Annotated in this window: 23 protein-coding genes; 14 read left to right on the top strand and 9 right to left on the bottom strand. The window is 72.3% G+C overall.

Features of this window, described 5'->3' with window-relative positions; all coding sequences use genetic code 11:
* Positions 1-5: 5 nt before the first annotated feature.
* On the top strand, positions 6-1,520 hold the full coding sequence (locus tag ABZ693_RS28810; RefSeq protein ID WP_359883129.1) for a hypothetical protein: 1,515 nt from the start codon (positions 6-8) through the stop codon (positions 1,518-1,520).
* Entirely contained in the window at positions 1,513-2,205 is a 693-nt protein-coding gene (locus ABZ693_RS28805) for a hypothetical protein (protein ID WP_359883127.1), read from the top strand. Before ABZ693_RS28810 ends, ABZ693_RS28805 begins: the two co-directional genes overlap by 8 nt.
* Positions 2,206-2,223: 18 nt before the next feature.
* Here ABZ693_RS28805 and ABZ693_RS28800 read toward each other — a convergent pair whose 3' ends face one another.
* Positions 2,224-2,493 carry a hypothetical protein gene (locus tag ABZ693_RS28800; protein WP_359883125.1) on the bottom strand — a complete coding sequence of 90 codons (270 nt, stop codon included), beginning with the start codon at positions 2,491-2,493 and terminating at the stop codon, positions 2,224-2,226.
* Positions 2,494-2,737: 244 nt separating this feature from the next.
* Between ABZ693_RS28800 and ABZ693_RS28795 the strand changes: the two genes are divergently transcribed.
* Both ABZ693_RS28795 and ABZ693_RS28790 read left to right on the top strand, forming a co-directional pair.
* Positions 2,738-3,352 (top strand): ADP-ribosyltransferase, encoded by a 615-nt coding sequence (locus ABZ693_RS28795; protein WP_359883123.1) that lies wholly within the window; start codon positions 2,738-2,740, stop codon positions 3,350-3,352.
* Between the two features lie 169 nt (positions 3,353-3,521).
* Complete coding sequence (locus ABZ693_RS28790; protein ID WP_359883120.1) at positions 3,522-3,992, top strand: DUF1877 family protein; 471 nt, start codon at positions 3,522-3,524, stop codon at positions 3,990-3,992.
* A 31-nt stretch (positions 3,993-4,023) separates the two neighbouring features.
* Here ABZ693_RS28790 and ABZ693_RS28785 read toward each other — a convergent pair whose 3' ends face one another.
* The 4 genes from ABZ693_RS28785 to ABZ693_RS28770 form a co-directional block, all read right to left on the bottom strand.
* Positions 4,024-5,148: a GGDEF domain-containing protein gene (locus tag ABZ693_RS28785; protein ID WP_359883118.1), complete on the bottom strand. Its 1,125-nt coding sequence runs from the start codon at positions 5,146-5,148 to the stop codon at positions 4,024-4,026.
* Between the two features lie 105 nt (positions 5,149-5,253).
* A complete protein-coding gene (locus ABZ693_RS28780; protein ID WP_359883115.1) occupies positions 5,254-6,096 on the bottom strand; it encodes an enoyl-CoA hydratase/isomerase family protein in 843 nt (280 codons plus the stop codon).
* A gap of 66 nt (positions 6,097-6,162) precedes the next feature.
* On the bottom strand, positions 6,163-7,311 hold the full coding sequence (locus ABZ693_RS28775; RefSeq protein ID WP_359883112.1) for an adenylate/guanylate cyclase domain-containing protein: 1,149 nt from the start codon (positions 7,309-7,311) through the stop codon (positions 6,163-6,165).
* A gap of 421 nt (positions 7,312-7,732) precedes the next feature.
* A complete protein-coding gene (locus ABZ693_RS28770; protein WP_359883109.1) occupies positions 7,733-8,587 on the bottom strand; it encodes a biotin--[acetyl-CoA-carboxylase] ligase in 855 nt (284 codons plus the stop codon).
* 246 nt (positions 8,588-8,833) lie between these two features.
* Between ABZ693_RS28770 and ABZ693_RS28765 the strand changes: the two genes are divergently transcribed.
* The 4 genes from ABZ693_RS28765 (at position 8,834) to ABZ693_RS28750 (ending at position 11,951) form a co-directional block, all read left to right on the top strand.
* Complete coding sequence (locus ABZ693_RS28765) at positions 8,834-10,438, top strand: acyl-CoA carboxylase subunit beta (RefSeq protein WP_359883107.1); 1,605 nt, start codon at positions 8,834-8,836, stop codon at positions 10,436-10,438.
* 32 nt (positions 10,439-10,470) lie between these two features.
* Entirely contained in the window at positions 10,471-10,683 is a 213-nt protein-coding gene (locus ABZ693_RS28760; protein ID WP_359883103.1) for an acyl-CoA carboxylase subunit epsilon, read from the top strand.
* A 478-nt stretch (positions 10,684-11,161) separates the two neighbouring features.
* Complete coding sequence (gene mmpB / locus ABZ693_RS28755) at positions 11,162-11,290, top strand: morphogenic membrane protein MmpB (protein ID WP_359883100.1); 129 nt, start codon at positions 11,162-11,164, stop codon at positions 11,288-11,290.
* A gap of 55 nt (positions 11,291-11,345) precedes the next feature.
* The gene (locus tag ABZ693_RS28750) at positions 11,346-11,951 is read left to right on the top strand and encodes a nucleoside triphosphate pyrophosphatase (protein ID WP_359883098.1); all 606 of its coding nucleotides are present in this window, start codon (positions 11,346-11,348) and stop codon (positions 11,949-11,951) included.
* 24 nt (positions 11,952-11,975) lie between these two features.
* Here the strand turns inward: ABZ693_RS28750 and ABZ693_RS28745 are convergent, their stop codons facing one another.
* Positions 11,976-12,443, bottom strand: coding sequence for a hypothetical protein (locus ABZ693_RS28745; RefSeq protein WP_435842571.1), 468 nt, complete (start codon positions 12,441-12,443; stop codon positions 11,976-11,978).
* A 406-nt stretch (positions 12,444-12,849) separates the two neighbouring features.
* Here ABZ693_RS28745 and ABZ693_RS28740 point away from each other — a divergent pair, with 406 nt between their 5' ends.
* From ABZ693_RS28740 to ABZ693_RS28730, 3 genes are all read left to right on the top strand, one after another.
* Complete coding sequence (locus ABZ693_RS28740; protein WP_359883092.1) at positions 12,850-14,604, top strand: ATP-binding protein; 1,755 nt, start codon at positions 12,850-12,852, stop codon at positions 14,602-14,604.
* Positions 14,605-14,770: 166 nt separating this feature from the next.
* Entirely contained in the window at positions 14,771-15,316 is a 546-nt protein-coding gene (locus tag ABZ693_RS28735) for a TetR/AcrR family transcriptional regulator (protein WP_359883089.1), read from the top strand.
* A gap of 175 nt (positions 15,317-15,491) precedes the next feature.
* Positions 15,492-16,454: a S1 family peptidase gene (locus tag ABZ693_RS28730; RefSeq protein ID WP_359883086.1), complete on the top strand. Its 963-nt coding sequence runs from the start codon at positions 15,492-15,494 to the stop codon at positions 16,452-16,454.
* Positions 16,455-16,610: 156 nt separating this feature from the next.
* Here ABZ693_RS28730 and ABZ693_RS28725 read toward each other — a convergent pair whose 3' ends face one another.
* Both ABZ693_RS28725 and ABZ693_RS28720 read right to left on the bottom strand, forming a co-directional pair.
* Positions 16,611-17,603: a DeoR/GlpR family DNA-binding transcription regulator gene (locus tag ABZ693_RS28725; protein WP_435842570.1), complete on the bottom strand. Its 993-nt coding sequence runs from the start codon at positions 17,601-17,603 to the stop codon at positions 16,611-16,613.
* A gap of 245 nt (positions 17,604-17,848) precedes the next feature.
* A complete protein-coding gene (locus ABZ693_RS28720) occupies positions 17,849-19,288 on the bottom strand; it encodes an NAD(P)H-quinone dehydrogenase (protein ID WP_359883081.1) in 1,440 nt (479 codons plus the stop codon).
* A 254-nt stretch (positions 19,289-19,542) separates the two neighbouring features.
* On the opposite strand from ABZ693_RS28720, the gene ABZ693_RS28715 reads away from it, so the two are divergent.
* The 3 genes from ABZ693_RS28715 (at position 19,543) to ABZ693_RS28705 (ending at position 23,028) form a co-directional block, all read left to right on the top strand.
* On the top strand, positions 19,543-19,980 hold the full coding sequence (locus ABZ693_RS28715) for a gamma-glutamylcyclotransferase family protein (protein ID WP_359883078.1): 438 nt from the start codon (positions 19,543-19,545) through the stop codon (positions 19,978-19,980).
* 193 nt (positions 19,981-20,173) lie between these two features.
* Positions 20,174-20,977 carry a purine-nucleoside phosphorylase gene (locus ABZ693_RS28710; RefSeq protein WP_359883075.1) on the top strand — a complete coding sequence of 268 codons (804 nt, stop codon included), beginning with the start codon at positions 20,174-20,176 and terminating at the stop codon, positions 20,975-20,977.
* A 398-nt stretch (positions 20,978-21,375) separates the two neighbouring features.
* Positions 21,376-23,028, top strand: coding sequence for a phospho-sugar mutase (locus ABZ693_RS28705; protein ID WP_359883072.1), 1,653 nt, complete (start codon positions 21,376-21,378; stop codon positions 23,026-23,028).
* 85 nt (positions 23,029-23,113) lie between these two features.
* Here ABZ693_RS28705 and ABZ693_RS28700 read toward each other — a convergent pair whose 3' ends face one another.
* On the bottom strand, positions 23,114-23,758 hold the full coding sequence (locus ABZ693_RS28700) for a PH domain-containing protein (protein WP_359883070.1): 645 nt from the start codon (positions 23,756-23,758) through the stop codon (positions 23,114-23,116).
* Between the last annotated feature and the right edge of the window lie 155 nt (positions 23,759-23,913).

Raw genomic sequence — 23,913 nt, 5'->3', positions numbered from 1 at the left:
CAGCCATGGGGAACTTCACCTACTCCGATCTCATCGCCTTGGACCTCGGCAAGCTCGGCACGGCGGCGGCCGACTGGAAGACGATGGCCGGGGAGCTGTCCAAGCTGGCCACCAGCGCGCGGGACGGTCTGACCGCGAAGTCCGAGGGCGCCCAGTGGACCGGCGTCAACGCGGACGTCACCCGTGAATTCGTACGCAAGACGGCCAAGGAGTTCGGCGACCTCCAGTCGGAGGCGGAGAGCATCGCCGCCGTACTCTCCGATGCGCACGTCGAATTGACGGCCTACCAGAAACAGGCGAAGAGCCTCACCGACGACGCGAACAAGGGCAATCCCTCCCACGACCCGCCGGACCCCGGCTTCTTCGTCACGGACGGGCCGAACGGCACCGTCAAGGTGATGGAGATGCTGTGCACGCCGGAAGGCCCGAATCAGCGCACCAAAGACTTCATGCAGTACTACGCCGACACGCTCACCGGTCTCGTCCAGCACGCGGCCGAGGTCGACGCCGCCGCGGTCAGCGCGCTGCGCAAGAGCCACGGCAACGATCCGAACAACGCCGGGCACGCCACGTACACCTCCCTCGACGGGGAACAGCTGCCCCGCGCGAAGGAGTTGGCGTCGAAGGGCGGCAAGGCCAACGCCGCCGAGCGGGCCGAGCTGCAACGCTTGTGGGAATCGCTGAGCCCCGAGGCGCGGGCCACGCTCTGGCTGGAGAAGAAGGACGACCTGCTGGCGGCCGGCGTGCTGAGCCCGACCGCGCCGCAGGTCGCGGCCGACGCCGGGGCGGGGCGGCACGGCTCGGAGTCGGGCGGCTTCGACGAGTGGCTCACCAAGCGCAAGATGGAACTGATCGCGGAAGGCGCCGACTGGAAGGGCATGACGGACGCGTCCCGCCACATGTCGCACTACCTCGGCAACAGCGGCAAGCCGATGGACCTGCCCGTCGACAAGATGATGGGGGATGTCCCCGAGTTCAAGCAGTACGTCGACGAGACGGTGCGGCTCAACCAGGACGCCTGGCGCCAGCAGGCCCTGGACGAGTTCCAGAAGAACGGCGGAAAGCCGGTCGCCATCCCTGTGCAAGCACGGCAGGACGAGGGCTTCTACTTCGGCCCGGACGTCGACTCGAACTGGTTCTACGCGGTGGGTGGCACCAACAGCAATGTGACGGGCGTGGTCACGGCCGTTCCCGACGCCGACGGCAAGCCGAAGATCAGCATCGACTACCAGGCGAACGTCTGGGACCGCTACAACTGGGACGAGGGCAAGGGAGTCGACATCGGTCCGCTGAACGTCCCGGACGGAGAGATGGCCAAGCTGCACCGGACCGGAAACGCCCAGGAGTTCGACATGTCGGGCAGCAGCAGCGTCAAGCACTACGATCTCGGCTCCGCACAGCCCAACGGCGATCCGCTGCCGAACCCCGACGACAGCAGGGACGGCCGCCTCGACCCGGGCCGCGAGCAGCGACAGGGCCGCACGGACGGCACGGAACCGAGCAGGATGCCAGATGAATGATTTCTCCCCCTACGGGGCGCCCGAGAGTCCGGCCGGCGACCACGGCACCCACGGCCGCGGCCGCCGGCGGGGATGGCTCCCGGCAGGTGTGGCCGCTGTCGCGCTGATCGTGGCCGGTGCCACGATCAGCGCGTGTTCACCCGGGAGCGGCGGCGGCACCAACGGCAACCGGGCGACCAGCGGCAATTCGAGCGAGGAGGCAGGCAGAGTGAGGGACGGACGCTGGGTCGAGGGCATCACGCCCGCGTGGATGAGCGAACACATGCGCTTCGAGGTCCCGGCCACGGCCCAGGACGCGCAGGCCGCCTATCGGGTCACGTCCCAGTTCGACACCGGGATCCTCACCTTCACGCTGACGCGGGCCGAGGCCGACGCCTACCTCAAGAAGCATCCGTCGTCCGGGAAGTGGCTGACGCCGACGGCGACCGCGCAGCCCACCACGCGGTCGAAGGACTTCACGCCCCTCGGGCTGCCGGAGCCGGAGACGCTCACGGACGGCGTGCGATACGGCTACGTCTGCCCCAGCGGCCCGAAGGACCTCACCAACCCGTACGACACCTCGGACGAGAAGTGTTCCCGCCTGTACGCGCACGAGTACTCCCCTGACCGCACCCGTATCTATCTCCGCACCCACTTCGAGCCCGGCATCAGCCCGCTCCCGACGCCTTCCGCCAAGGGCCACTGACGGGGGGAGGCGAGGCGCTCAGCGGCGGCTCTGATCGCCGCGGCCGGTGTACGCGTCCAGCAGGCTCGGCTTCTCCGGGGCGAACGGGGTGCCGCCGCGCAGGCCGCGGTAGCCGATGACGAGCGCCTCGCCGAGGAAGCCGACGCCGATGGAGAGGTTCATCGGGCGGGCGTCCTCGCTTTCGGCTTCGTCCGGTTCGCCGGACGCGGACACCTGGTCCCCCAGCGGTCCCGCGGCCGTCTCGCCGGAGTAGCCGAAGTCATCGAAGAAGCCCAACAGCTTCAGCACGCGCCCTCCCCTGAGCCGAGCCGAGCCGAGCATACGCAGGCCGAGGCCCGGATCGGGGGCGTCCGTGGTCTCACTGGCGAGGCGGGAGCCGAAGGCGGAGGGGTTCGTTCACGAGCGACGGTTGCAGGGGCAGTGGAGACTCGTCACGGGTGTCCCGAACAGGCGTTGCACACAAGCTCGTTGACACGCCGCCGAACGAGTGAAGATCCCCGCCCCGAGCCACGCGGCCGCCAGGATTTCCCGCATGATCTCCACTCCTGTACGGCGCCGCGCCGCCGCCGTCGTCCTGTGTCTGACCGCCGTAGCCGCCACCTCGGCGGCTTCCCCGGCCCCCGCTGCCGCTCCGGCCCCTGCCGCCGCTCCCGCCCTCAAGGCGCCCAAGTGCCCCCAGTTCGCGGACAAGCTGACGGCCGCCGCCGAACACGACGTCGATGTCGACCGCATCACCCCCAAGCCGGCCTGGCGCACCACCTGCGGCACCCTCTACCGGAGCGACAGCCGGACGCCCGAGCAGATCTTCCCCGTCGGCTTCTTCCCCAAGGACGTCAACGGCCAGTACGACGTCGAGAAGTACGTGCTGGTCAACCAGCCCTCGCCCTACGTGTCGACGACCTACGACCACGACCTGTACAAGTCCTGGTACAAGTCCGGCTGGAACTACTACATCGACGCCCCCGGCGGCGTGGACGTCAACAAGACCATCGGCGACGACCACAAGTACGCCGACCAGGTCGAGGTCGCCTTCCCCGGCGGCATCGCCCGCCGGTTCATCATCGGCGTCTGTCCGGTCGACAAGGTCAAGAAGATCGAGATCATGGACGACTGCGAGAGCAACCCGTACTACGAGCCCTGGCACTGACCGCCGGTCCCGGCTCGACCGTCGTCGGCCGGCGGGTGACCATGAACTCGGCGTCCGCGGGGTGACCTCCGTCGCCACTGACGCGATGCCGAGGACGCCCTCCGGCCGAAGGCGGGCGCCGGCGGGGGCGGTACGGCATCGCGTCAGTGGCGTCCCTTACGCTCGGCCCGTGAGCATCCACCTGCACTTCCGGGCGGTCGCGGAGACCGGGATACGGGACGACCACGCCTGGCTCGCCGCGTTCATGTCCGAGGCGTGGGACCGCCGCGCCGACGAGCACGAGGCGGGTGTCTCCACTTCTTTCGACAAGGTGTCCGGCCTCGTCGCCGAGTTCTACTCCGCCGCCGAGGCGGACGACCGTGAGCTACCGGTCCACGGCGGCCGTCCCGTGGCGAACGACACCGGTTTCGACCCGCCCCTGATGCTCATGGACGCCCCGGAGGTGTCCCGGGCCGCACGCTTCCTCACGGCCGTCTCCTTCGACGACCTGTGGCGCGCCGCCGGCCCCCGGTTCCGTGCGCTCTGCCCCGACGAGGAGTCGAACCGAGAGGAGTTCCGCTCCTACCACCACGGCCTGCGGGCCTTCTACGCGCAGGCGGCGTCAGCGGGCCATGCCGTGGTCAAGGCCGTCTGGGCCTGAGGGGCGCACACCCCGCCCCCCCCCCGGCGCGTCAGGAAGGCGGTACGGGTGGCGCGTCGCGGAAGCGGCGGCGGTCGCGGGTTTCGGGTGGGGTGTCGGCGAGGGGGATGACCGTACCGTCGCGGCCGGCGACCACGGGTTTGGTGGAGCGGGCCGCCTTGGCCTGGTACTGGGCGGCGTCGGCGAGGCGGAAGAGGCGGCGGGCGGACTTCAGCGGGCCGATCGGGTCGCCGGTCGAGGCGACCCCGCAGGCGACGCCCTCGCCCAGCTCCAACTCGGCGGCGCGTACGCACAGTTCCTCGGCGACGGCGACGACCTCGTCCGCGCCGGGTCCGACCGTCAGCAGACAGAACTCGTCGCCGCCGAGGCGGGCCGCGAGGGCGCCGGGAAGCATGGCGCCGCAGCGGGAGAGGACGGAGCCGAATCGTTCGAGCAGGCGGTCGCCGACCGCGTGCCCGTGCGTGTCGTTGACGCTCTTCAGGCCGTTCAGGTCGCAGACCACCAGGCTCACCACGGAGCCGTCGGCCCGGTAGCGCTCGATGGCCTCGTCGAGGCGGGTGTCGACCGCGCGCCGGTTGGCCAGTCCGGTCAGCGGGTCGGTGAAGGCGAGTTTGCGGACCTCCTCCAGGCGCTCGGCCTGCGCGACCCCGGCCGCGACGACCGCCGCGAGGACGGTCGCGAAGGCGGCGTCGTCCTGGTCGAAGACGGGCGCGCCGGCCGGCCGGGCCACGTACAGCTCGCCCCAGGCCCGGCCGTGCAGCACCACCGGCGCCACCACGCAACTGCCGCGCCCGCGCCGCCGCAGGCCGGCGACCCGGGCGGTGGGCACCTCGTCGTCGGCGGTCTCGACCCAGGCGTCCGGCGCGCCGCCGCCCGCCCACCGTTCGTGCAGGAACTCGGTGATCTCCGGGAACCGGTGCACGGGATACGTCTCGGAGTCCGGGAACTCCTCCTCCCCCGCCGCCCGCGCCCCCGCGTTCACCAGGACCTTCAGCCGGCCGCGGTCCCGCTGCCAGACGGAGAGCGCCGCGAAGGAGCCGCCCAGCGCGTCGCACGCGCCCTGCGCGCCGGCGTGCCAGAACTCGCGCGGAGTGTGCGCCGCCGACATCCCCTGCGCCAGCGCCACGACGGCCCGCAGGCGCGCATCCTCAGCCATTCCTCCAGCTTAGGGAGGTTTGATCTGTTTTCCCTTCCGGGACGTCACAAAAAGTCACACATCGTGAAAAACGGCACCCCTGGCGAAACCGATGGGCTCTCCGGCTCATTCGCCCGGCCAGGCGGGCTTCCGCTTCTCGTTGAACGCCGCCACGCCCTCCGCCCGGTCCCCGGAGAAGGCCACCGACCGCCAGGCCGCGTCCTCGACCTCCAGGCCCGCCCGCAGGTCCAGGCCTTGGCCGAGCCGCATGGCCTTCTTCGCGGCCCGCAGGCCGACCGGCGAGTTGCCCGCGATCCGCCCGGCCAGCTCCAGGGCGGCATCGCGCGCGTCCCCCGCCAGGATGTCCACCAGGCCCAGCTCGCGCGCCTCCGCGGCCTCCACCCGGCGCGCCGTGAAGACCAGCTCGGCGGCGCGCGCCGCGCCCACCCGGCGCGGCAGCAGCTGCGTACCGCCGCCGCCGGGGATCACGCCCACCGACACCTCCGGCAGCCCGACGACGGTGCTCGCGTCGGCCACGATCACGTCGCAGGACAGCGCCAGCTCGTACCCGCCGCCGAGGGCGAAGCCGTGCACGGCGGCCACGGTCGGCATGGGCAGTTCCAGGACGCCGGTGTACGCGGCGCGGGCGACGGGCCGCTGCCGGACCAGGTCGGCGTCGGTGAAGGAGTTGCGCTCCTTCAGGTCGGCGCCGACGCAGAAGGCCCGGTCGTTCGAGGAGGTCAGCACGGTGACCCGGACGGTCGGGTCGGCGGCGAGCGCGGCGCAGGCGGCGCCGAGGGAGCGGGCCATCTCCGAGGAGACGGCGTTCATGGCCTTGGGCCGGTCGAGGACCAGCTCGGCGACGTGGCCCGCGCCCTCCCGGCGTACCGCGACGAACTCCCCGAAGCGCACCTCGGTCCGCCCCTCCGACGACTCCGACGTCTCCGCCTGCCCCGACTGCTCCGTCATGACCGCACACCCTCCCAGCCGATCCCGGACCCTGTTAACGAGTGTTAACAGGGGTTCCCGGAGATCTTAGGCCGGACGGCGGCTCAGCAGCCAGGGCTCCACGACCCCGAGTCCGCGTACCGGACGCTGCCACATCGGCCGGAGCGCGAAGCGGTACGCGGGGACGGGCTCGCCCTCCGCGTCGGCGCGCGCGGCCTCCTCGGCCGCCTTGGTCTCGGAGACGGGCGCGTCGCCGGTGCGGGTCAGCTCCTCGGCGAGCGCGCTGTCGACGAGGACCGCGTCCTTCGGCGCTATCGAGGTGAGCCGGCTGGCCAGGTTCACCGTGGTGCCGAAGACGTCGCCCATCCGGGTCGTGACCGTGCCGAAGGCGAGGCCGACGCGCAGCGCGGGCATCGTCTCGTCGTGCCCGAGGGTCTCGATCAGCCGCAGCCCGATCTCGGCGGCGGTGCCCGCGTCGTCGGCGCAGTAGAGGACCTCGTCGCCGAGGGTCTTGATGAGCCGGCCGCCGTGCGCGGCGACCAGGTCGGCGCAGGTGGTCTCGAAGGCCTCGACCAGTTCGCCGAGCTCCTCCTCCTCCAGACGGCGGGTGAGCCGGGTGAAGCCGACCAGGTCCGCGAAACCGACGGCGAGCCGGCGGTCGACCATCTCCTCGTCGTCGGCGGCCTGCACGACCCGGCCGGTGGCGGCGGCGAGCTGGCGCCGCCACACGTAGATCAGGAACTCCTCCAGCTCCGGCAGGAGCAGTTCGACCAGGGGGTACGTGACCTCGGTGCGGGTCATGCCGGGCTCGGGCGGCTCGGTCAGGCCCTCCAGGAAGGAGTCGATCTGCCATTCGGCCAGCCGGGCGGTGGTCTGGCCGGTGGAGCGGGCCACCTGGATGGCCATCGGCTCGCTCAGCAGCCCGGCCTCGACCAGACCGGCGAGCCGGCGCAGGGCGAGCACGTCGGCCTCGGTGAGGGCCTTGGCCTGGCCGATGTCGGCGAAGCCCATGGCGCGCCAGAAGCGGGAGGCCAGTTCCATGGAGACGCCGGCGGTGCGGGCGGCCTGGAAGGGCGTGTAGCGGCGGTCGGCGCCGAGGATGAGTTGTTCGAGGCGGATGGCGAGGGGGTCGTCGGTCGGCTCGGCCGTGTGGTCGACGACATGGTGGGGCGTGGGGTAGGCCGGTGGTCCGGCCGGTTCCGTCCCGCCGCCGTTGTTCGCGTCGTCGACGGTCACCGGCCGCCTCCTGCCCGTTCCCTGCCCACTGTCCTGCCGTTCTGTCGCGTGCGTCGCGCCGCGTGCAGCACGCTGCCGCGAATCGACCCCACGATACGACAGGTGTGGGCTGGCTCACGCGGGAACCGGTCGCGCGGTGCGCGGAAGGGGTGCGGATGGGGCAGAAAGAAGGGGCAGGTGAGAGGGGCAGGTGGGAGGGGTGGGGCCGGTGGGGAGCCGGTGTGGGCCGTACGGGCCCGGGGCCCCGTCCCTCGTCCGGCACGGCCCCGGCGCCCGTACGCGCGGGACCCGCCCCGTACCGCCTCCGCGAAGCCCGTACAGATCCCGCGAAGTCCCCGTACCGCCCTCGTACCGCTCCCGTACGCCCGCGCCCGTACCGCTCCCGTACCGCCCTCGTACCGGCCCCGCCCGGCCCCGGGTCTCAGCCCACCGCCCGCAGGTGCACGATGTCGCCCGCCGCCACGGCCTCCGTCCCGCCGCCCTCCGTCTCCACCACGATCCGGCCGTCCCCGTCGACCGCCACCGCGTCGCCCTCCAGCGTCCGCTCGCCGGGCAGCTCCACCCGCACCCGGCGGCCGAGGGTCGCGCACTTCTCCGCGTACGCCCGCTGGAGCCCGGAGGCGGCCGGGTCGCCGTCGCTTCGCTGCCACGTCTCGTACCAGCGCTCCAGCGACCGCAGCACGGACCGCAGCAGGGTGTCGCGGTCGGTGGAGACGGCGTTGCCGAGCAGCAGCGAACCGGCGGTGGGGACCGGCAGCTCGTCGGCGCGCAGGCTGACGTTGAGGCCGAGGCCGACGACCACGCCGTGCCCGCCCGCGCCCTCGGCGAGGATGCCGCCCGTCTTGCGTTCCTCGCCGTCGACCCGTACGAGCACGTCGTTGGGCCACTTGAGGGAGAGGTCCACGCCGGCCGCGCGGCCGAGCCCGGTCGCCACGGCCACGCCGGTGAGCAGCGGCAGCCAGCCCCAGCGGTGCATCGGCACCTCGGGCTTGAGCAGGACGGAGACGAAGAGCCCGGAGCGGGGCGGGGCGGTCCAGCCCCGGTCGAGCCGGCCGCGCGCGGAGGTCTGCGCCTCGGCGACGAGCACCGCGCCCTCGGGGAGTTCACCGGCGCGCGCGACGAGGTCGCTGTTGGTGGAGCCGGTGGACTCGACCACGTCGAGGGAGGTCCACAGGCCGCCGTCGGGCAGCACGAGCGCGCGGCGCAAGGCGGTGGCGTTGAGCGGGGGGCGGTCCAGGTCGGACCAGCGTCCGGCGGAGTCGTGGGAGGTCGTCATGCAAGTCAGCGTAGGTGTGGCAAACGCCGCACTGCCGAACCGTAAGGGCGCCGATACGCTACGGGTCAGTAGCCCAGCAGTAGCCCATTCGAGGTCACTTCGCCGCTTTTCACGAGGTTTCCCCGTCTCCTTTTACGCTTTTCCCGTCTCCACCCCCGTTTCACCCCCGCTCCACCCCCGTCTTTCCCCGTCATCCGAACCAGCAGTCCACGTACCCCCCGTGACCAGGCAGGGAGCCGCATCCCGATGTCCGAGCCGGCAGAGCACCACGAGATCGACATTCACACGACCGCGGGCAAGATCGCGGACCTGCAGCGCCGGACCGGCGAGGCCACGCACGCCGGCTCGGCGCGCGCGGTGGAGAAGCAGCACGCGAAGGGGAAGCTGACGGCGCGCGAGCGCATCGCGCTGCTCCTCGACGAGGGGTCCTTCGTCGAACTGGACGAGCTGGCCCGGCACCGCTCCACCAACTTCGGCCTGGAGAAGAACCAGCCGTACGGCGACGGCGTCGTCACCGGCTACGGCACGGTCGACGGCCGTCCGGTCGCGGTCTTCTCGCAGGACTTCACCGTCTTCGGCGGCGCCCTCGGCGAGGTCTTCGGCCAGAAGATCATCAAGGTGATGGACTTCGCGCTGAAGACCGGCTGCCCGGTCATCGGCATCAACGACTCCGGCGGCGCCCGGATCCAGGAGGGCGTCAGCGCGCTCGGCATGTACGGCGAGATCTTCCGCCGCAACACCCACGCGTCCGGCGTCATCCCGCAGATCTCGCTGGTCGTCGGCCCCTGCGCGGGCGGCGCGGTGTACTCCCCCGCGATCACCGACTTCACGGTGATGGTCGACCAGACCTCGCACATGTTCATCACCGGCCCCGACGTCATCAAGACGGTCACCGGCGAGGACGTCGGCTTCGAGGAGCTGGGCGGCGCCCGGACGCACAACACCACCTCCGGTGTGGCGCACCACATGGCGGGCGACGAGAAGGACGCCGTCGAGTACGTCAAATCCCTTCTGTCGTACCTGCCGTCGAACAACCTCTCCGAGCCGCCGGCCTTCCCCGAGACCGCCCCGACCGAGGCGACGGACGAGGACCGCGAGCTGGACACGCTGATCCCGGACTCCGCGAACCAGCCGTACGACATGCACACCGTCATCGAGCACGTCCTCGACGACGGCGAATTCCTGGAGACCCAGGCCCTGTTCGCGCCGAACATCCTCACCGGCTTCGGCCGGGTCGAGGGCTTCCCGGTGGGTGTGGTCGCCAACCAGCCGATGCAGTTCGCCGGTTGCCTCGACATCGACGCGAGCGAGAAGGCCGCACGGTTCGTGCGCACCTGCGACGCGTTCAACATCCCGGTGCTCACCTTCGTCGACGTCCCCGGCTTCCTGCCGGGCGTGGACCAGGAGTACGGCGGCATCATCCGGCGCGGCGCGAAGCTGATCTACGCGTACGCCGAGGCGACCGTCCCGCTGATCACCGTCATCACGCGCAAGGCGTTCGGCGGCGCGTACGACGTCATGGGCTCCAAGCACCTGGGCGCCGACCTCAACCTGGCCTGGCCCACCGCGCAGATCGCCGTCATGGGCGCGCAGGGCGCGGTCAACATCCTGCACCGGCGCACGCTGGCGGAGGCGGAGGCGAACGGCGAGGACGTCGAGGCGGTGCGCACCCGGCTGATCCAGGAGTACGAGGACGCGCTGCTCAACCCGTACGTCGCGGCCGAGCGCGGGTACATCGACGGCGTGATCCTGCCGTCCGACACCCGCGTCCAGATCGTGAAGGGGCTGCGTCAACTGCGCACGAAGCGGGAATCCCTGCCCCCGAAGAAGCACGGCAACATCCCGCTGTAAGCCCACTCCAGGACTCCGGGAGGGACGTCACGATGATCAAGGTGGTACGAGGCAACCCGACACCCGAGGAGCTGGCCGCCGCACTGGCGGTGGTCCAGGCCCGGGCCGCGGCCACGGCGGCGGCTGCCGCCGCGGACGGCGGCCCGAAGGGACCCGAGGGCTGGTCGGACCCGGCGCGGATCGCCCAGGGCGTCCGGCACCGGCCGGGCCCGCGCGCCTGGGCGCGGTCCTACTGGCCCGCCTGACGGACGGGAAGAACCGAAGAGTCGCAGTGCCGCAGGAGGCCGGACCCCGGACGGGTCCGGCCTTCCGGCATGTCCGCGCGTCGATTCGCCGGTGCTTCCGTTGCACGTGCGGCTGAAACGTCCCTGGAGATACGGGAGTTGGAGGCATACCCTCGCGGGCGCCGGGGTCGCTCGGCCCTGCCGCCCAGCGCCCGAAGCGCACCACTCACACCACTCACACCACCCGCTTCACCCCGCTCCGCCCGCTCCGGCGCGACGGAGATCTCGTGGAAGTCACCCTGGAGGTCGCCGGGCCGGACGGCTCGGCGGTCGGCCGTGCGCGACACATCCGCTGAGCGTCGACGCCGAGCAGTGGAGAGCCCTGTTCCCGCGTCTGGAGCGCCACGAGTCCTGCCCGGGCGGCGGATGAGGAGATGAGGACCCGTCTGAGTACCCGTACTCAGGCGCGCCGGGTCCGGTCGGTCCCAGGATCGGACGCATGCTGTGGTCCGACCCCGAGAACGAGCCGCCCAAGGAACTCCGCGACATGGTCGCGACGCTGCGGCGGGCCGGCGTGCTGCTCGCGGTGACGATCGTGGTGGCCATGTTCGTGGTCGCCGCGCGCTGACGTCCCCCCGTACCGGGAAGCAGGCGAGGCGCGACGCGATCGCTAGGCTTCTGCCATGACTGCTGATCGCCGCCGTGTCGTGCTCGCCTCCGCCTCTCCCGCCCGGCTCGGACTGCTCCGGCAGGCCGGGCTCGCCCCGGAGGTGATCGTCAGCGGTCTCGACGAGGACAAGGTGCACGCGCCGACCCCGGCCGAGCTGGCGCTCGCGCTCGCCGAGGCGAAGGCCGCGCACGTCGCCGCGCGGCCGGAGGCGAGCGGCGCGCTGGTGATCGGCTGCGACTCGGTCCTGGAGCTGGACGGGCAGGCGCTCGGCAAGCCGGCCGACGCCGAGGAGGCCACCGCCCGCTGGAAGTCGATGCGCGGCCGGGTCGGCATCCTCCAGACGGGTCACTGCGTGTACGACACCGAGGCCAAGCGCTACGAGTCGGCCACCGCGTCCACCCTCGTCCGCTTCGGCGAGCCGACGGACGCCGAGGTCGCCGCGTACGTGGCGAGCGGCGAGCCGCTGCACGTGGCGGGCGCGTTCACGCTGGACGGCCGTTCGGCGCCGTTCATCGAGGGCATCGACGGCGACCCGGGCAATGTCATCGGCCTGTCCCTGCCGCTGCTGCGCACGCTGCTCGGCAAGCTGGGCGTGTCGATCACCGACCTCTGGGCCTGAGCCGCGGGGGCCTCGCTCCGAGCGTCACGCCGTGACGGCGGGGGCCTCGGGCGCCGGCTCCGGGCCCTCGCCGCGCGGCGCCCCGGGCTTCGGGGCCGCCGCCGTCTCGCCGTACGCCACCAGGGTGAGCACGATCAGCGCGACCACCAGCATCAGGTACCCGAAGACGAGCCAGCCGAGCAGCCCGACCGCCACCGCTCCGAGCAGCCCGTGCACCACGGCGCAGCCGACGAGCAGCGCCCGGCCGGCGCGGCCCGGGCGGCGGTCGCGGATCGCGGCGATCAGCGGGACGAGGGCGCAGAGCAGCAGCAGCGCGCCGGAGCCGATACCGAGGGCCCAGGTGCCGGTGTACAGGAGCTCGGGGTCGAGGCCGTCGAGGGACATCGACTGGGCCCGCACGAAGCGGGCCATGATCGCGTTGACCGCCACGATGCCGGGCGCTTCGAGGAAGAGCACCGCCGCCGTGAGGAGCGCTATCGGTCTGCGGGCCACCTCGGCCACCCCCTGGATCCCTGAATCCCTGCATTGTTACCTGCGGTACGGACGACAGCGCGAAGGCTACTGGCCGGTAAACCGGCGAACAAGACCCGGCCAAGGGTCGGACAAGGGTTCGCGCGCACGAGGAGGACTCCACCGCGAGAGCAAAGAATGGTTGCGCCATTCGTAGGGACTCCACAAAGAAACCCTTTTCGCGACTGGCCGCACGAACAGAGACCTGCGCCACACCGCGGAGCTACTGTGCCGTAAAGAATCCCTGCGTACCGTGGTGCGACAAGGGATTTCACGACCCGAGCACGCCTCTTATCACGCTCCGTGTGGGCAAGCTCACCACTGGGGATGGGTCGAAAGGCCGTGTCGGCAGTCCCTAAACTCAGCTTGTTTCAAGGAGGGAGCCATCGTGCGCAAGGTGCTCATCGCCAACCGAGGCGAAATCGCTGTCCGTGTCGCCCGTGCTTGCCGGGACGCCGGGATCGCGAGCGTCGCCGTCTACGCCGAGCCGGATCGGGACGCTCTGCACGTCCGTGCGGCCGACGAGGCGTTCGCCCTGGGCGGTGACACCCCGGCCACCAGCTATCTGGACATGGCCAAGGTGCTGCAGGCCGCCAAGGACGCGGGCGCCGACGCGATCCACCCCGGATACGGCTTCCTCTCCGAGAACGCCGAGTTCGCCCAGGCCGTCCTGGACGCCGGCCTGATCTGGATCGGCCCGCCGCCGCACGCCATCCGCGACCTCGGCGACAAGGTCGCCGCCCGGCACATCGCGCAGCGCGCCGGTGCCCCGCTGGTGGCCGGCACGCCGGACCCGGTCTCGGGTGCCGACGAGGTCGTCGCCTTCGCCGAGCAACACGGTCTGCCGATCGCGATCAAGGCCGCCTTCGGCGGCGGTGGCCGCGGTCTGAAGGTGGCCCGCACCCTCGACGAGGTGCCGGAGCTGTACGACTCCGCCGTCCGCGAGGCCGTCGCGGCCTTCGGCCGGGGCGAGTGCTTCGTGGAGCGCTACCTGGACAAGCCGCGGCACGTCGAGACCCAGTGCCTGGCCGACAGCCACGGCAACGTGGTCGTCGTCTCCACCCGTGACTGCTCGCTCCAGCGCCGCCACCAGAAGCTCGTCGAGGAGGCCCCCGCGCCGTTCCTCACCGAGGACCAGAACGCCCAGCTGTACGCGGCGTCGAAGGCCATCCTGAAGGAGGCCGGCTACGTCGGCGCCGGCACGGTGGAGTTCCTCGTCGGTACCGACGGCACGATCTCCTTCCTGGAGGTCAACACCCGGCTGCAGGTCGAGCACCCGGTGACCGAGGAGGTCACCGGCATCGACCTGGTCCGCGAGATGTTCCGGATCGCCGACGGCGAGGAGCTCGGCTACGGCGACCCGGAGATCCGCGGTCACTCCTTCGAGTTCCGCATCAACGGCGAGGACCCGGGCCGCAACTTCCTCCCGGCCCCCGGCACCGTCTCCCTCTTCGCCCCGCCGACCGGCCCCGGTGTCCGCCTCGACGCGGGCGTCGAGACCGGCAGCGTGATCGGCCCGGCCTGGGACTCGCTGCTCGCCAAGCTCGTCGTCACCGGCGCGACCCGCGAGCAGGCGCTGCAGCGCGCCTCGCGCGCGCTGGCCGAGTTCAAGGTCGAGGGCATGGCCACGGCCATCCCGTTCCACCGGGCCGTCGTGGTCGACCCGGCGTTCACCGCCGACCCGTTCCACATCCACACCCGGTGGATCGAGACCGAGTTCGTCAACGAGATCAAGCCGTTCGCCCCGGCGGGCGGCGAGGCCGACGAGGACGAGGGCAACCGCGAGATCATCGTGGTCGAGGTCGGCGGCAAGCGCCTGGAGGTCTCCCTCCCGTCGTCGCTGGGCATGTCCCTGGCCCGTACGGGCCTGGCGGCGGGCGCCAAGCCCAAGCGCCGCGCGGCGAAGAAGTCCGGCCCGACCGCGTCCGGCGACACCCTCGCCTCCCCGATGCAGGGCACCATCGTCAAGGTCGCCGTCGAGGAGGGCGCCGAGGTCGAGGAGGGCGACCTGATCGTCGTCCTGGAGGCCATGAAGATGGAGCAGCCGCTCAACGCGCACAAGGCCGGCACCGTCAAGGGCCTGTCCGCCGCGGTCGGCGCCTCCGTCACCTCCGGCGCCCTGATCTGCGAGATCAAGGACTGACGCACCGGCAGCGTGCCGATGTGACCGTATGACGGATCACCGGCCCGGCGGACCCGCCGGGCCGCCGGACCGGCACCGGTACCGTACGAGGGGCCCGTGGGCATACGCCGCCCGCGGGCCCCTCGCGGTACCCGGACCCGCCCCGGGGCCGGTGGAAGGAGTACGGATGCGTGCCGACGCGCGGCGCAATCACGAGCGGCTGCTGGCCCAGGCCCGGACGGCCTTCACCGAACAGGGCACGGACGCCTCCCTGGAGGACATCGCGCGCCGCGCCGGGGTCGGCATCGGCACCCTCTACCGGCACTTCCCGACCCGCGAGGCGCTGCTCGGCGCCGTCTTCCAGGACGCGCGCGACGCGCTGCTGCGGCACTCCGCCGAACTGGCCGGGCACCCCGACCCGTGCGAGGCGCTCGGACGGTGGCTGCGCGCCCTGGTGGCGCACGCGAGCGAGTACCGCGGCCTGTCGATCGCGCTCATGTCGGCCTCGGCCGACCGGGATTCGGCGCTGTCCTCCTGCCGGGAGCCGCTGCGGGAGGCGGGCACGGTGCTGATGGCGCGGGCCCGGGCGGCGGGCGCGGTGCGCGCGGACGTGGCGATCGGCGATCTGATGCAGCTCACCAACGCCATCGCGCTGGCCGCCGAACGCTCCCCGGAGGACCCGGAGTTGGCGGACCGGCTGCTCGACCTGACACTGCGGGGCCTGCGCGCCTGACGGCGAGAGGCGCGTACGGGCACCTCGGATCGGACAAGGCCCGCCCTGGGGCAGGCGTGCCCGGCTCAGGGGGGTTGTCCGCAGGACCGGCCGGCATGCTGCCCGGATGGTCCGGCTTGTCGCGAACGGCGAGGCTACGGAGGCAAGGAACCACCGAGCGCCAAGGAATCCCTCTGTGTTCAGCTTCGAGCCGTCCCCCCGCCGTACCGCCCGGGCCGCCGCCGTCGGCGTGCTCACCGCAGTGGCCTGCGCCACCGCCATGACCGGCAGCGCGCACGCCATCGTCAACGGGTCCGACTCCACGGAGGACTACCCGTTCATGGCGGTCATCCCGGAGTCGGCCCCGGACCAGGGTCTGCTCGACGGGAACTGCGGGGCGTCGCTGATCGATCCGCGATGGGTCCTGACGGCCGCGCACTGCGTGAAGGTCGAGGGCCTGAAGCTGGACGGCATCGTGCGGGTCGGCACCGACCGCCGCACGTCCGGCGGCACCGTCCGGAAGATCGACCGGATCGTCGCCCACCCCGGCTACGTGAACGGCGGCAACAAGGCCGCCAACAAGGACGACCTCGCGCTGATCCGCCTGGACCGCCCGGTCACCGAGCGGCCCATCAGGATCGCCGAGCGGCCCGGGAAGCCGGGCACGCCGACCCGGCTGCTGGGCTTCGGCACCACCGTCGACGGCACCTTCACGTTCCCCGAGCGGCTCCAGGAACTGGACACCCGCAGGGGCGCGGTGTCCGAATGCGCGCCGGGCTACGCCAACGGGGACAGGCTGTGCACCGTCACCACCAAGCCCAAGGCCATGGCGTGCTTCGGCGACTCCGGCGGGCCGCAGGTCCAGAAGGGCCGCGACGGCCGCTGGGAACTGATCGGCGTCACCTCGGGCCCCGGCGCCCCGGGCGTGCCGTGCTCGGAGGGCCCCGGCCTCTACACCAGCGCGCCCGCCTACGCGAACTGGATCCACAAGACCCTGAAGGCGGACAGCGCCCGGCCGGCCGCGGCCAAGGGCGCCGGCCTCGCCGAGACCGGTGCGAACGACGCCGCGGCGATCGCCGCGGTGGGCGCCGTCCTGATCGCCGCCGGGGGAGGCGCCTCGTTCGCGATCGCCCGCCGCAAGGCCCGCCGCGCCGCCTGAGCGCGACCGCCGTCCGCGCGCGCTCGGGACTCACGGCCCGCCGTACGGGAGACGACGACACCGGGCCCGCCGTACCCGACCGGCGTACCCAATCGCCGCACCCAATCACCGTACATACCCCACGCGTTGACGACTCGGCGACGACTCGGCGGCGGCTCAGCGGCGGCGCAGGTCCGCGACTCTCATCGGCCGCTCCGGTCCGAGCATGTCGTTCGCGAGGCCGGCCGGGCCGACCGGACCCACGTGACCGCCCGGGCCGTTGAGCCCCCCGGGGCCGCCGTGGACGCCCGGCCCGCCGCGGTACGGCCCGGACGGACCCGGCAGCCGGGCGGCACGCTGTCCGGGCAGGGGGACGTCCCGCCGTGGCCGGCCGCTCGGGGGGTGCGGCTCGGCCGCGTGCCCCGCGGTCCCGGCGACGGTGATCTGCACGCCCTGGTCGGCGAGGGCCTGGAGCTCGGTGGCGGCCCGCTCGTCGTGGGCGGGTGGCTCGTCGGTGACCAGGCGGGTGATGACGTCCGTCGGCACGGTCTGGAACATGGTGTCGGCGCCGAGCTTGGTGTGGTCGGCGAGGACCACCACCTCGGCGGCCGCCTGCACCAGGGCCCGGTCCACGCTCGCGGAGAGCATGTTGGAGGTGGACAGGCCGCGTTCGGCGGTCAGGCCACTGCCGGAGAGGAAGGCGCGGGAGACCCGCAGCCCCTGGAGCGACTGTTCCGCCCCGCTGCCCACCAGCGCGTAGTTGGAGCCGCGCAGGGTGCCGCCGGTCATGACGACCTCGACACGGTTGGCGTGGGCGAGGGCCTGGGCGACGAGCAGCGAGTTGGTGACGACGGTGAGACCGGGGACGCGGGCGAGCCGGCGGGCCAGCTCCTGGGTGGTGGTGCCGGCCCCGACGACGATCGCCTCGCCCTCTTCCACGAGGGTCGCGGCGACGTCGGCGATGGCGGTCTTCTCGGCGGTCGCGAGATGGGACTTCTGAGGGAAGCCCGACTCTCTCGTGAACCCACCCGGGAGCACCGCACCACCGTGCCGGCGGTCGAGGAGTCCTTCTGCCTCAAGGGCCCGCACGTCTCGCCGTACGGTCACTTCTGAGGTCTGGACGACGCGGGCGAGCTCACGGAGCGACACGGCTCCGTTGGCGCGCACCATTTCGAGGATCAATTGGCGACGTTCTGCAGCGAACACGAAACTGACAGTAACGTGCGCGTCACCGTTTTTTCAGCTCTATGCACCGAATTGCGGAAGATACGCACAAGCGGGGCCCCTCTGTGCTATGAGGGGCCCCGCTGCCGTTCGTCCTATGCCCCGGCTTGCCGGGGGTTGTCCGGGTCGGCGAACCGTTCCCGCAGGCGGGAGCCGGGCGGGAACGGGCCGGCCGTGCCGGTCGGCGGGCCCTACGCCTCGCCGGTCGCCTTTCGGGTGTGCAACTGCCGTGCCACTTCCGCGATCGAGCCCGACAGGGAGGGGTACACAGTGAAAGCATTTGCGATCTGCTCGACCGTCAGATTGTTGTCGACCGCGATCGAGATGGGGTGGATCAGCTCACTGGCCCGCGGGGCCACGACCACACCGCCGACCACGATCTCGGTGCCCGGCCGGCAGAAGATCTTCACGAAGCCGTCCCGGATGCCCTGCATCTTCGCGCGGGGGTTGCGCAGCAGCGGCAGCTTGACGACCTTGGCGTCGATCTTGCCCGCGTCCACGTCGGCCTGGGTGTAGCCGACGGTGGCGATCTCCGGGTCGGTGAAGACGTTGGAGGAGACCGTCTTGAGGTTCAGCGGGGTCACCGCGTCGCCGAGGAAGTGGTACATGGCGATACGTCCCTGCATCGCCGCCACCGAGGCGAGCGCGAAGACGCCGGTGACGTCGCCGGCCGCGTACACGCCGGGCGCGGAGGTACGGGAGACCCGGTCGGTCCAGATGTGCCCGGAGTCCTTCACCCGGACCCCGGCCTCCTCCAGACCCATCCCGGAGGAGTTCGGGATGGCGCCGACGGCCATCAGGCAGTGCGTGCCGGAGATGACCCGGCCGTCCGACAGGGTGACCTCGACGCGGTCGCCGACCCGCTTGGCGGACTCGGCGCGCGAGCGGGCCATGACATTCATGCCGCGGCGCCGGAACACGTCCTCCAGGACGGCCGCCGCGTCCGGGTCCTCACCCGGGAGCACCCGGTCGCGGGACGAGACCAGCGTGACCCGGGAGCCGAGCGCCTGGTAGGCGCCGGCGAACTCGGCGCCGGTGACACCGGAACCGACCACGATGAGCTCCTCGGGGAGCTCCTTGAGGTCGTAGACCTGGGTCCAGTTCAGAATCCGCTCGCCGTCCGGCTTGGCGTCCGGCACCTCGCGCGGGGTGGCGCCGGTGGCGATCAGCACGGCGTCGGCGGTGAGCGTCTCCTCGCTGCCGTCGGCGGCGGTCACGATCACCTGACGGGAGCCGTCGAGCGCCTGCCGTCCGGCCAGCCGGCCCCGGCCGCGCAGCACCCGGGCACCCGCGCGGGTGACGGAGGCCGTGATGTCGTGCGACTGGGCGAGCGCCAGCCGCTTCACACGCCGGTTGACCTTGCCGAGGTCGACACCGACGACGCGAGCGGTCTGCTCGAGCGGCGGGGTGTCGTCCGCGACGATGATGCCCAGCTCCTCGTACGAGGAGTCGAAGGTGGTCATCACCTCGGCCGTGGCGATGAGGGTCTTGGACGGGACACAGTCGGTCAGGACGGACGCGCCGCCGAGGCCGTCGGAGTCGACGACGGTCACCTCCGCGCCGAGTTGGGCGCCCACCAGGGCCGCCTCGTATCCGCCGGGTCCGCCGCCGATGATCACGATCCGGGTCACTGGGATCTACGCCTCGCGCTCTCGTTCTGCCGGGGGGTCACCCCGCTGGGCTGCAGTGCGTACGCCATTGTCCCGCACGCTTCAAGTGCGTAGCCCATTGTCCCGCACCCTCGGCGAAAGGACGCGGCGGGGGCGGGACGGACTCCCCCGCACGCCCTCCCGTGCCTTCTCCCGTCCTCCTCCCGTGTCCCTGCCGCACCTCCTCCACCACGGACTTCGCCCCGGACCGCGCGGCCTCCCGTACCCTCGGTCCCATGTCGCTCTACGCCGCCTACGCCGGCAACCTCGACGCGCGGCTGATGAGCCGCCGCGCACCGCACTCGCCGCTGCGCGGCACCGGCTGGCTGAACGGCTGGCGGCTGACCTTCGGCGGGGAGCAGATGGGCTGGGAGGGAGCGCTCGCCACGATCGTGGAGGCACCGCGGTCCCAGGTCTTCGTCGCGCTGTACGACATCGCTCCGATGGACGAGGAGTCCATGGACCGCTGGGAGGGCGTCGGCCTCGACGTCTACCGGCGGATGCGGGTGCGGGTGCACACCCTGGACGGCGACGAGCCGGCCTGGATCTACGTGCTCAACGCGTACGAGGGCGGGCTGCCCTCGGCCCGCTACCTGGGCGAGGTCGCGGACGCGGCGGAGTCGGCGGGCGCGCCGCACGATTACGTGATGGAACTGCGCAAGCGCCCCTGCTGAGGCATATGCCAAATACCGGCCCGTGCGGGGCCGTTCCCGGACGTGTCCGGATCTTGAGGGAAACGACAAGACAACGATCATGCCGCTTCGGGGCAATCATCTACGCGCGTAGGGTTTCTCGGGCTACGCTGCTGCGCGTGACAAATCCGTCCGGGGCTCCCCTCGGACCCCCCTCCCCGAGGCGAGAGAGCCAGTGAACGCAACTGCCACCCCGTACGAGGCCGCCGATGCCGCAGCCACGCGCCTGCGCGAGCTGACCGGAGCCGAGAAGCACGACGTCGCCCTGGTCATGGGCTCCGGCTGGGCGCCGGCCGTCGACGCGCTCGGCGTCCCGGAGGCCGAGTTCCCGGTCACCGAGCTGCCCGGCTTCCCGCCGCCGGCGGTCGCGGGCCACGGCGGCACGATCCGCTCGTACAAGATCGGCGACAAGCGCGCCCTCGTCTTCCTCGGCCGCACCCACTTCTACGAGGGCCGGGGCGTCGCCTCCGTCGTCCACGGCGTCCGCACCGCCGTCGCCGCGGGCTGCGAGACGGTCGTCCTCACCAACGGCTGCGGCGGTCTGCGCGAGGGCATGCGCCCGGGCCAGCCGGTCCTGATCAGCGACCACATCAACCTGACGGCCACCTCGCCGATCGTCGGCGCGCACTTCGTCGACCTCACGCACGTGTACTCGCCGCGGCTGCGCGCGCTGTGCCAGGAGATCGACGCGACGCTCGAAGAGGGCGTCTACGTCCAGTTCCCCGGGCCGCACTACGAGACCCCGGCCGAGATCAACATGGTCCGCGTCATGGGCGGCGACCTGGTCGGCATGTCCACCGTCCTGGAGGCCATCGCGGCCCGCGAGGCGGGCGCGGAGGTCCTCGGCATCTCCCTCGTCACCAACCTGGCGGCGGGCCTCTCCGGCGAGCCCCTGAACCACGAGGAGGTCCTCCAGGCGGGCCGCGACTCGGCGGCGCGCATGGGCGAACTCCTCACCCAGGTCCTCGCCCGGATCTGATCCACGCAGGACGGCCTCTCGCCCCTGATCCCGCGAGGGGTCGGGGGCGCGGGTCTTAAGCCCTCCGGGTCATCCCCCGGCGGCCAGGGCCCCACGGACCCGCACCCCCCACCCACCTCGCTTCACCTCCCCCGCGGGCGAGGGGCGGGGCACCACCGGACGGGAGCGGGGGACGGGGAGGGGGTCGACGTTCGAAACGTAGAGCGTGATGTGTGGCGCGGGACATGGACCCGGGGTACTCGTGAAGGGTGTCCGCGCCGTACATCACGCGGTGCGGAACGCGCCCCCTCCCCGGCCCCCGCGCCACCCACCGCCCCCGGCCCACCCCGCGGCCCGCACCACCCCCACACAAAAGCCCGCACCCCCCACCGCCCGCACTTCCCGAAAGGCACACCACCGTGACGCAGGACGACCTCCTCGCCCGGGCCCAGGCGTGGCTCGCCGAGGACCCCGACCCGGAGACCCGTGACGAGCTCGCCGCGCTCCTCGACCGCGGCGACCGCGACGAGCTGGCGGCCCGTTTCTCCGGCATGCTCCAGTTCGGCACCGCCGGCCTCCGCGGCGAGCTGGGCGCGGGCCCGAACCGTATGAACCGCGCCGTCGTCATCCGCGCCGCCGCCGGCCTCGCCGCGTACCTGAAGGCGAAGGGGCGGACGGACGGTCTCGTGGTCATCGGCTACGACGCCCGGTACAAGTCGGCGGACTTCGCGCGCGACACGGCCGCCGTGATGACGGGCGCGGGGCTGCGCGCGGCGCTGCTGCCGCGCCCGCTGCCGACGCCTGTGCTGGCGTTCGCGATAAGGCATCTGGGCGCGGTGGCGGGTGTCGAGGTGACCGCGAGCCACAACCCGCCGCGCGACAACGGCTACAAGGTGTACCTGGGCGACGGTTCGCAGATCGTGCCGCCGGCGGACGCGGAGATCGCGGCGGAGATCGACGCGGTGCGGGCGCTGGCGGACGTGCCGCGCCCGGACGGCGGCTGGGAGACGCTGGGCGACGAGGTGCTGACGGCGTACCTGGAGCGGACGGACGCGGTCCTGACGCCGGGCTCGCCGCGCACCGCGCGGACCGTGTACACGGCGATGCACGGCGTCGGCAAGGAGACGCTGACGGCGGCGTTCGGCCGGCACGGCTTCCCGCCGCCGGCGCTGGTCGCGGAGCAGGCGGAGCCGGACCCGGCGTTCCCGACGGTGGCGTTCCCGAACCCGGAGGAGCCGGGTGCGATGGACCTCGCGTTCGAGGCGGCGCGGGCCGTGGACCCGGACCTGGTGATCGCGAACGACCCGGACGCGGACCGCTGCGCGGTGGCCGTCCCGGACGCGGCCGTCGAGGGCGGCTGGCGGATGCTGCGCGGCGACGAGGTGGGCGCGCTGCTCGCGGCGCACCTGGTGGCGAAGGGCGCGTCGGGTGTGTTCGCCGAGTCGATCGTGTCGTCGTCGCTGCTCGGCCGGATCGCGGCGGCGGCCGGGGTCGGGTACGAGGAGACGCTGACCGGCTTCAAGTGGATCGCCCGGGTGGACGGTCTGCGGTACGGCTACGAGGAGGCGCTGGGCTACTGCGTCGACCCGGAGGGCGTCCGTGACAAGGACGGCATCACGGCGGCGCTGCTGGTGACCGAGCTGGCGTCGGTGCTGAAGGAGCAGGGCCGTACGCTCGCGGACCTGCTGGACGACCTGGCGGTGGCGCACGGGCTGCACGCCACGGACCAGCTGTCGGTGCGGGTGCGGGACCTCGGGATCATCGCGAACGCGATGGCGGCACTGCGCGAGAAGCCGCCGGTGCGGCTGGCGGGCCTGACGGTGGCGTCGGCGGAGGACCTGGCGAAGGGCACGGAGTCGCTGCCGCCGACGGACGGCCTGCGCTACCACCTGGAGGGCGACTACAAGGCCCGGGTGATCGTCCGCCCGTCGGGCACCGAGCCGAAGATCAAGTGCTATCTGGAGGTCGTGGTGCCGGTCGCGGACGCGAGCGCGCTGGCGCCGGCGCGGGTGACGGCGGCCGAGCTGCTGGCGGCGCTGAAGCGGGACCTGGCCCAGGCGGCCGGTCTCTGAGACCGGCGGGGAACGCCCGAAGGGCCCGTACGGGATGGCGCGAGCCTTCCCGTACGGGCCCTTCGGCGTCGTGTACCAGGCGTGGTCAGCCGGTCATCGCGAGGATGATCCACAGCACAAGCCCGACCACGGCCGGCACGATCACCTCGTACGCCCAGCGCACCTGCGCCTCGCCCTGCGCCTCCGGCTTCCCGCCGAGCCGCTCGGCCGTCTCGCGCAGGTCGGCCACCGTCCGGTCGGCGGGCGCGACGCGCGCGTCATGGTCAGAGACGCTGGCGCTGACGGAGGTACGGCCGTGCGGGTCGTCCTGCGAGGCGCGGGCGGCGCGGCGGGAGGCCCGCTTGCGCTGGCGCAGCGAGACGGGGACGGCCCACAGCTGGTACTTGCCGCCGTCCTGGGTGAACGCCTCGCTGGAGTAGCCGGCGCGGATGTCGGCGACGGTGCCCCAGGGCAGCGTGATGGTACGGAAGGGGTTGCGGATGCGCAGCCGTACGCCGTTGACCTGGACGACCGGCCGGAAGGTGAAGGCGACGATCAGCGGGATCACCAGGATCAGTCCGGCGATGGCGATGAACGGCGCGTTGCCGTGGCCGTTCAGCATCGAGTCGATGCCGAAGAACACGGCGAGGAGCAGCAGGAAGACTCCGCCCGCGACGCCCAGCGGCGATCGGAAGACGCGGTCCTCCTGGTCGGACTCGGAGGGCTGAGCGGAAGGGGTCGGGCTCGTCATGCGCCCGATTCTGCCTCAAGGTCGCCCGTTCGGCGCAGGCACCGTGTCCGGTCCCGGCTCAGAAAGTGTTGGGTAATCGGGTGATTACTCGTTCTTGAGGTCGTCGGCGAGGCGGCGGGCTGCTTCGGTCTCGATGGGGCCGTGTGGTTCGATCG

The sequence above is a fragment of the Streptomyces laurentii genome (assembly GCF_040635425.1).
Classification (GTDB): Bacteria; Actinomycetota; Actinomycetes; order Streptomycetales; family Streptomycetaceae; genus Streptomyces; species Streptomyces laurentii.
The sequence above is the reverse complement of the archived record's forward strand: the minus strand, read 5'-3'. Positions and strand labels throughout refer to the sequence as shown.

Bases quoted from the DNA above. Each gene is read 5' to 3' on its own strand.
- ABZ693_RS28810 (WP_359883129.1), top strand. From the start codon at position 6: ATGGGGAACTTCACCTACTCCGATCTCATCGCCTTGGACCTCGGCAAG.
- ABZ693_RS28765 (WP_359883107.1), top strand. From the start codon at position 8,834: ATGTCCGAGCCGGCAGAGCACCACGAGATCGACATTCACACGACCGCG.
- ABZ693_RS28770 (WP_359883109.1), bottom strand. From the start codon at position 8,587: ATGACGACCTCCCACGACTCCGCCGGACGCTGGTCCGACCTGGACCGC.
- ABZ693_RS28760 (WP_359883103.1), top strand. From the start codon at position 10,471: ATGATCAAGGTGGTACGAGGCAACCCGACACCCGAGGAGCTGGCCGCC.
- ABZ693_RS28735 (WP_359883089.1), top strand. From the start codon at position 14,771: ATGCGTGCCGACGCGCGGCGCAATCACGAGCGGCTGCTGGCCCAGGCC.
- ABZ693_RS28780 (WP_359883115.1), bottom strand. From the start codon at position 6,096: ATGACGGAGCAGTCGGGGCAGGCGGAGACGTCGGAGTCGTCGGAGGGG.
- ABZ693_RS28715 (WP_359883078.1), top strand. From the start codon at position 19,543: ATGTCGCTCTACGCCGCCTACGCCGGCAACCTCGACGCGCGGCTGATG.
- ABZ693_RS28700 (WP_359883070.1), bottom strand. From the start codon at position 23,758: ATGACGAGCCCGACCCCTTCCGCTCAGCCCTCCGAGTCCGACCAGGAG.
- ABZ693_RS28795 (WP_359883123.1), top strand. From the start codon at position 2,738: ATGATCTCCACTCCTGTACGGCGCCGCGCCGCCGCCGTCGTCCTGTGT.
- ABZ693_RS28750 (WP_359883098.1), top strand. From the start codon at position 11,346: ATGACTGCTGATCGCCGCCGTGTCGTGCTCGCCTCCGCCTCTCCCGCC.
- ABZ693_RS28785 (WP_359883118.1), bottom strand. From the start codon at position 5,148: ATGGCTGAGGATGCGCGCCTGCGGGCCGTCGTGGCGCTGGCGCAGGGG.
- ABZ693_RS28805 (WP_359883127.1), top strand. From the start codon at position 1,513: ATGAATGATTTCTCCCCCTACGGGGCGCCCGAGAGTCCGGCCGGCGAC.
- ABZ693_RS28725 (WP_435842570.1), bottom strand. From the start codon at position 17,603: ATGGTGCGCGCCAACGGAGCCGTGTCGCTCCGTGAGCTCGCCCGCGTC.
- mmpB (WP_359883100.1), top strand. From the start codon at position 11,162: ATGCTGTGGTCCGACCCCGAGAACGAGCCGCCCAAGGAACTCCGCGAC.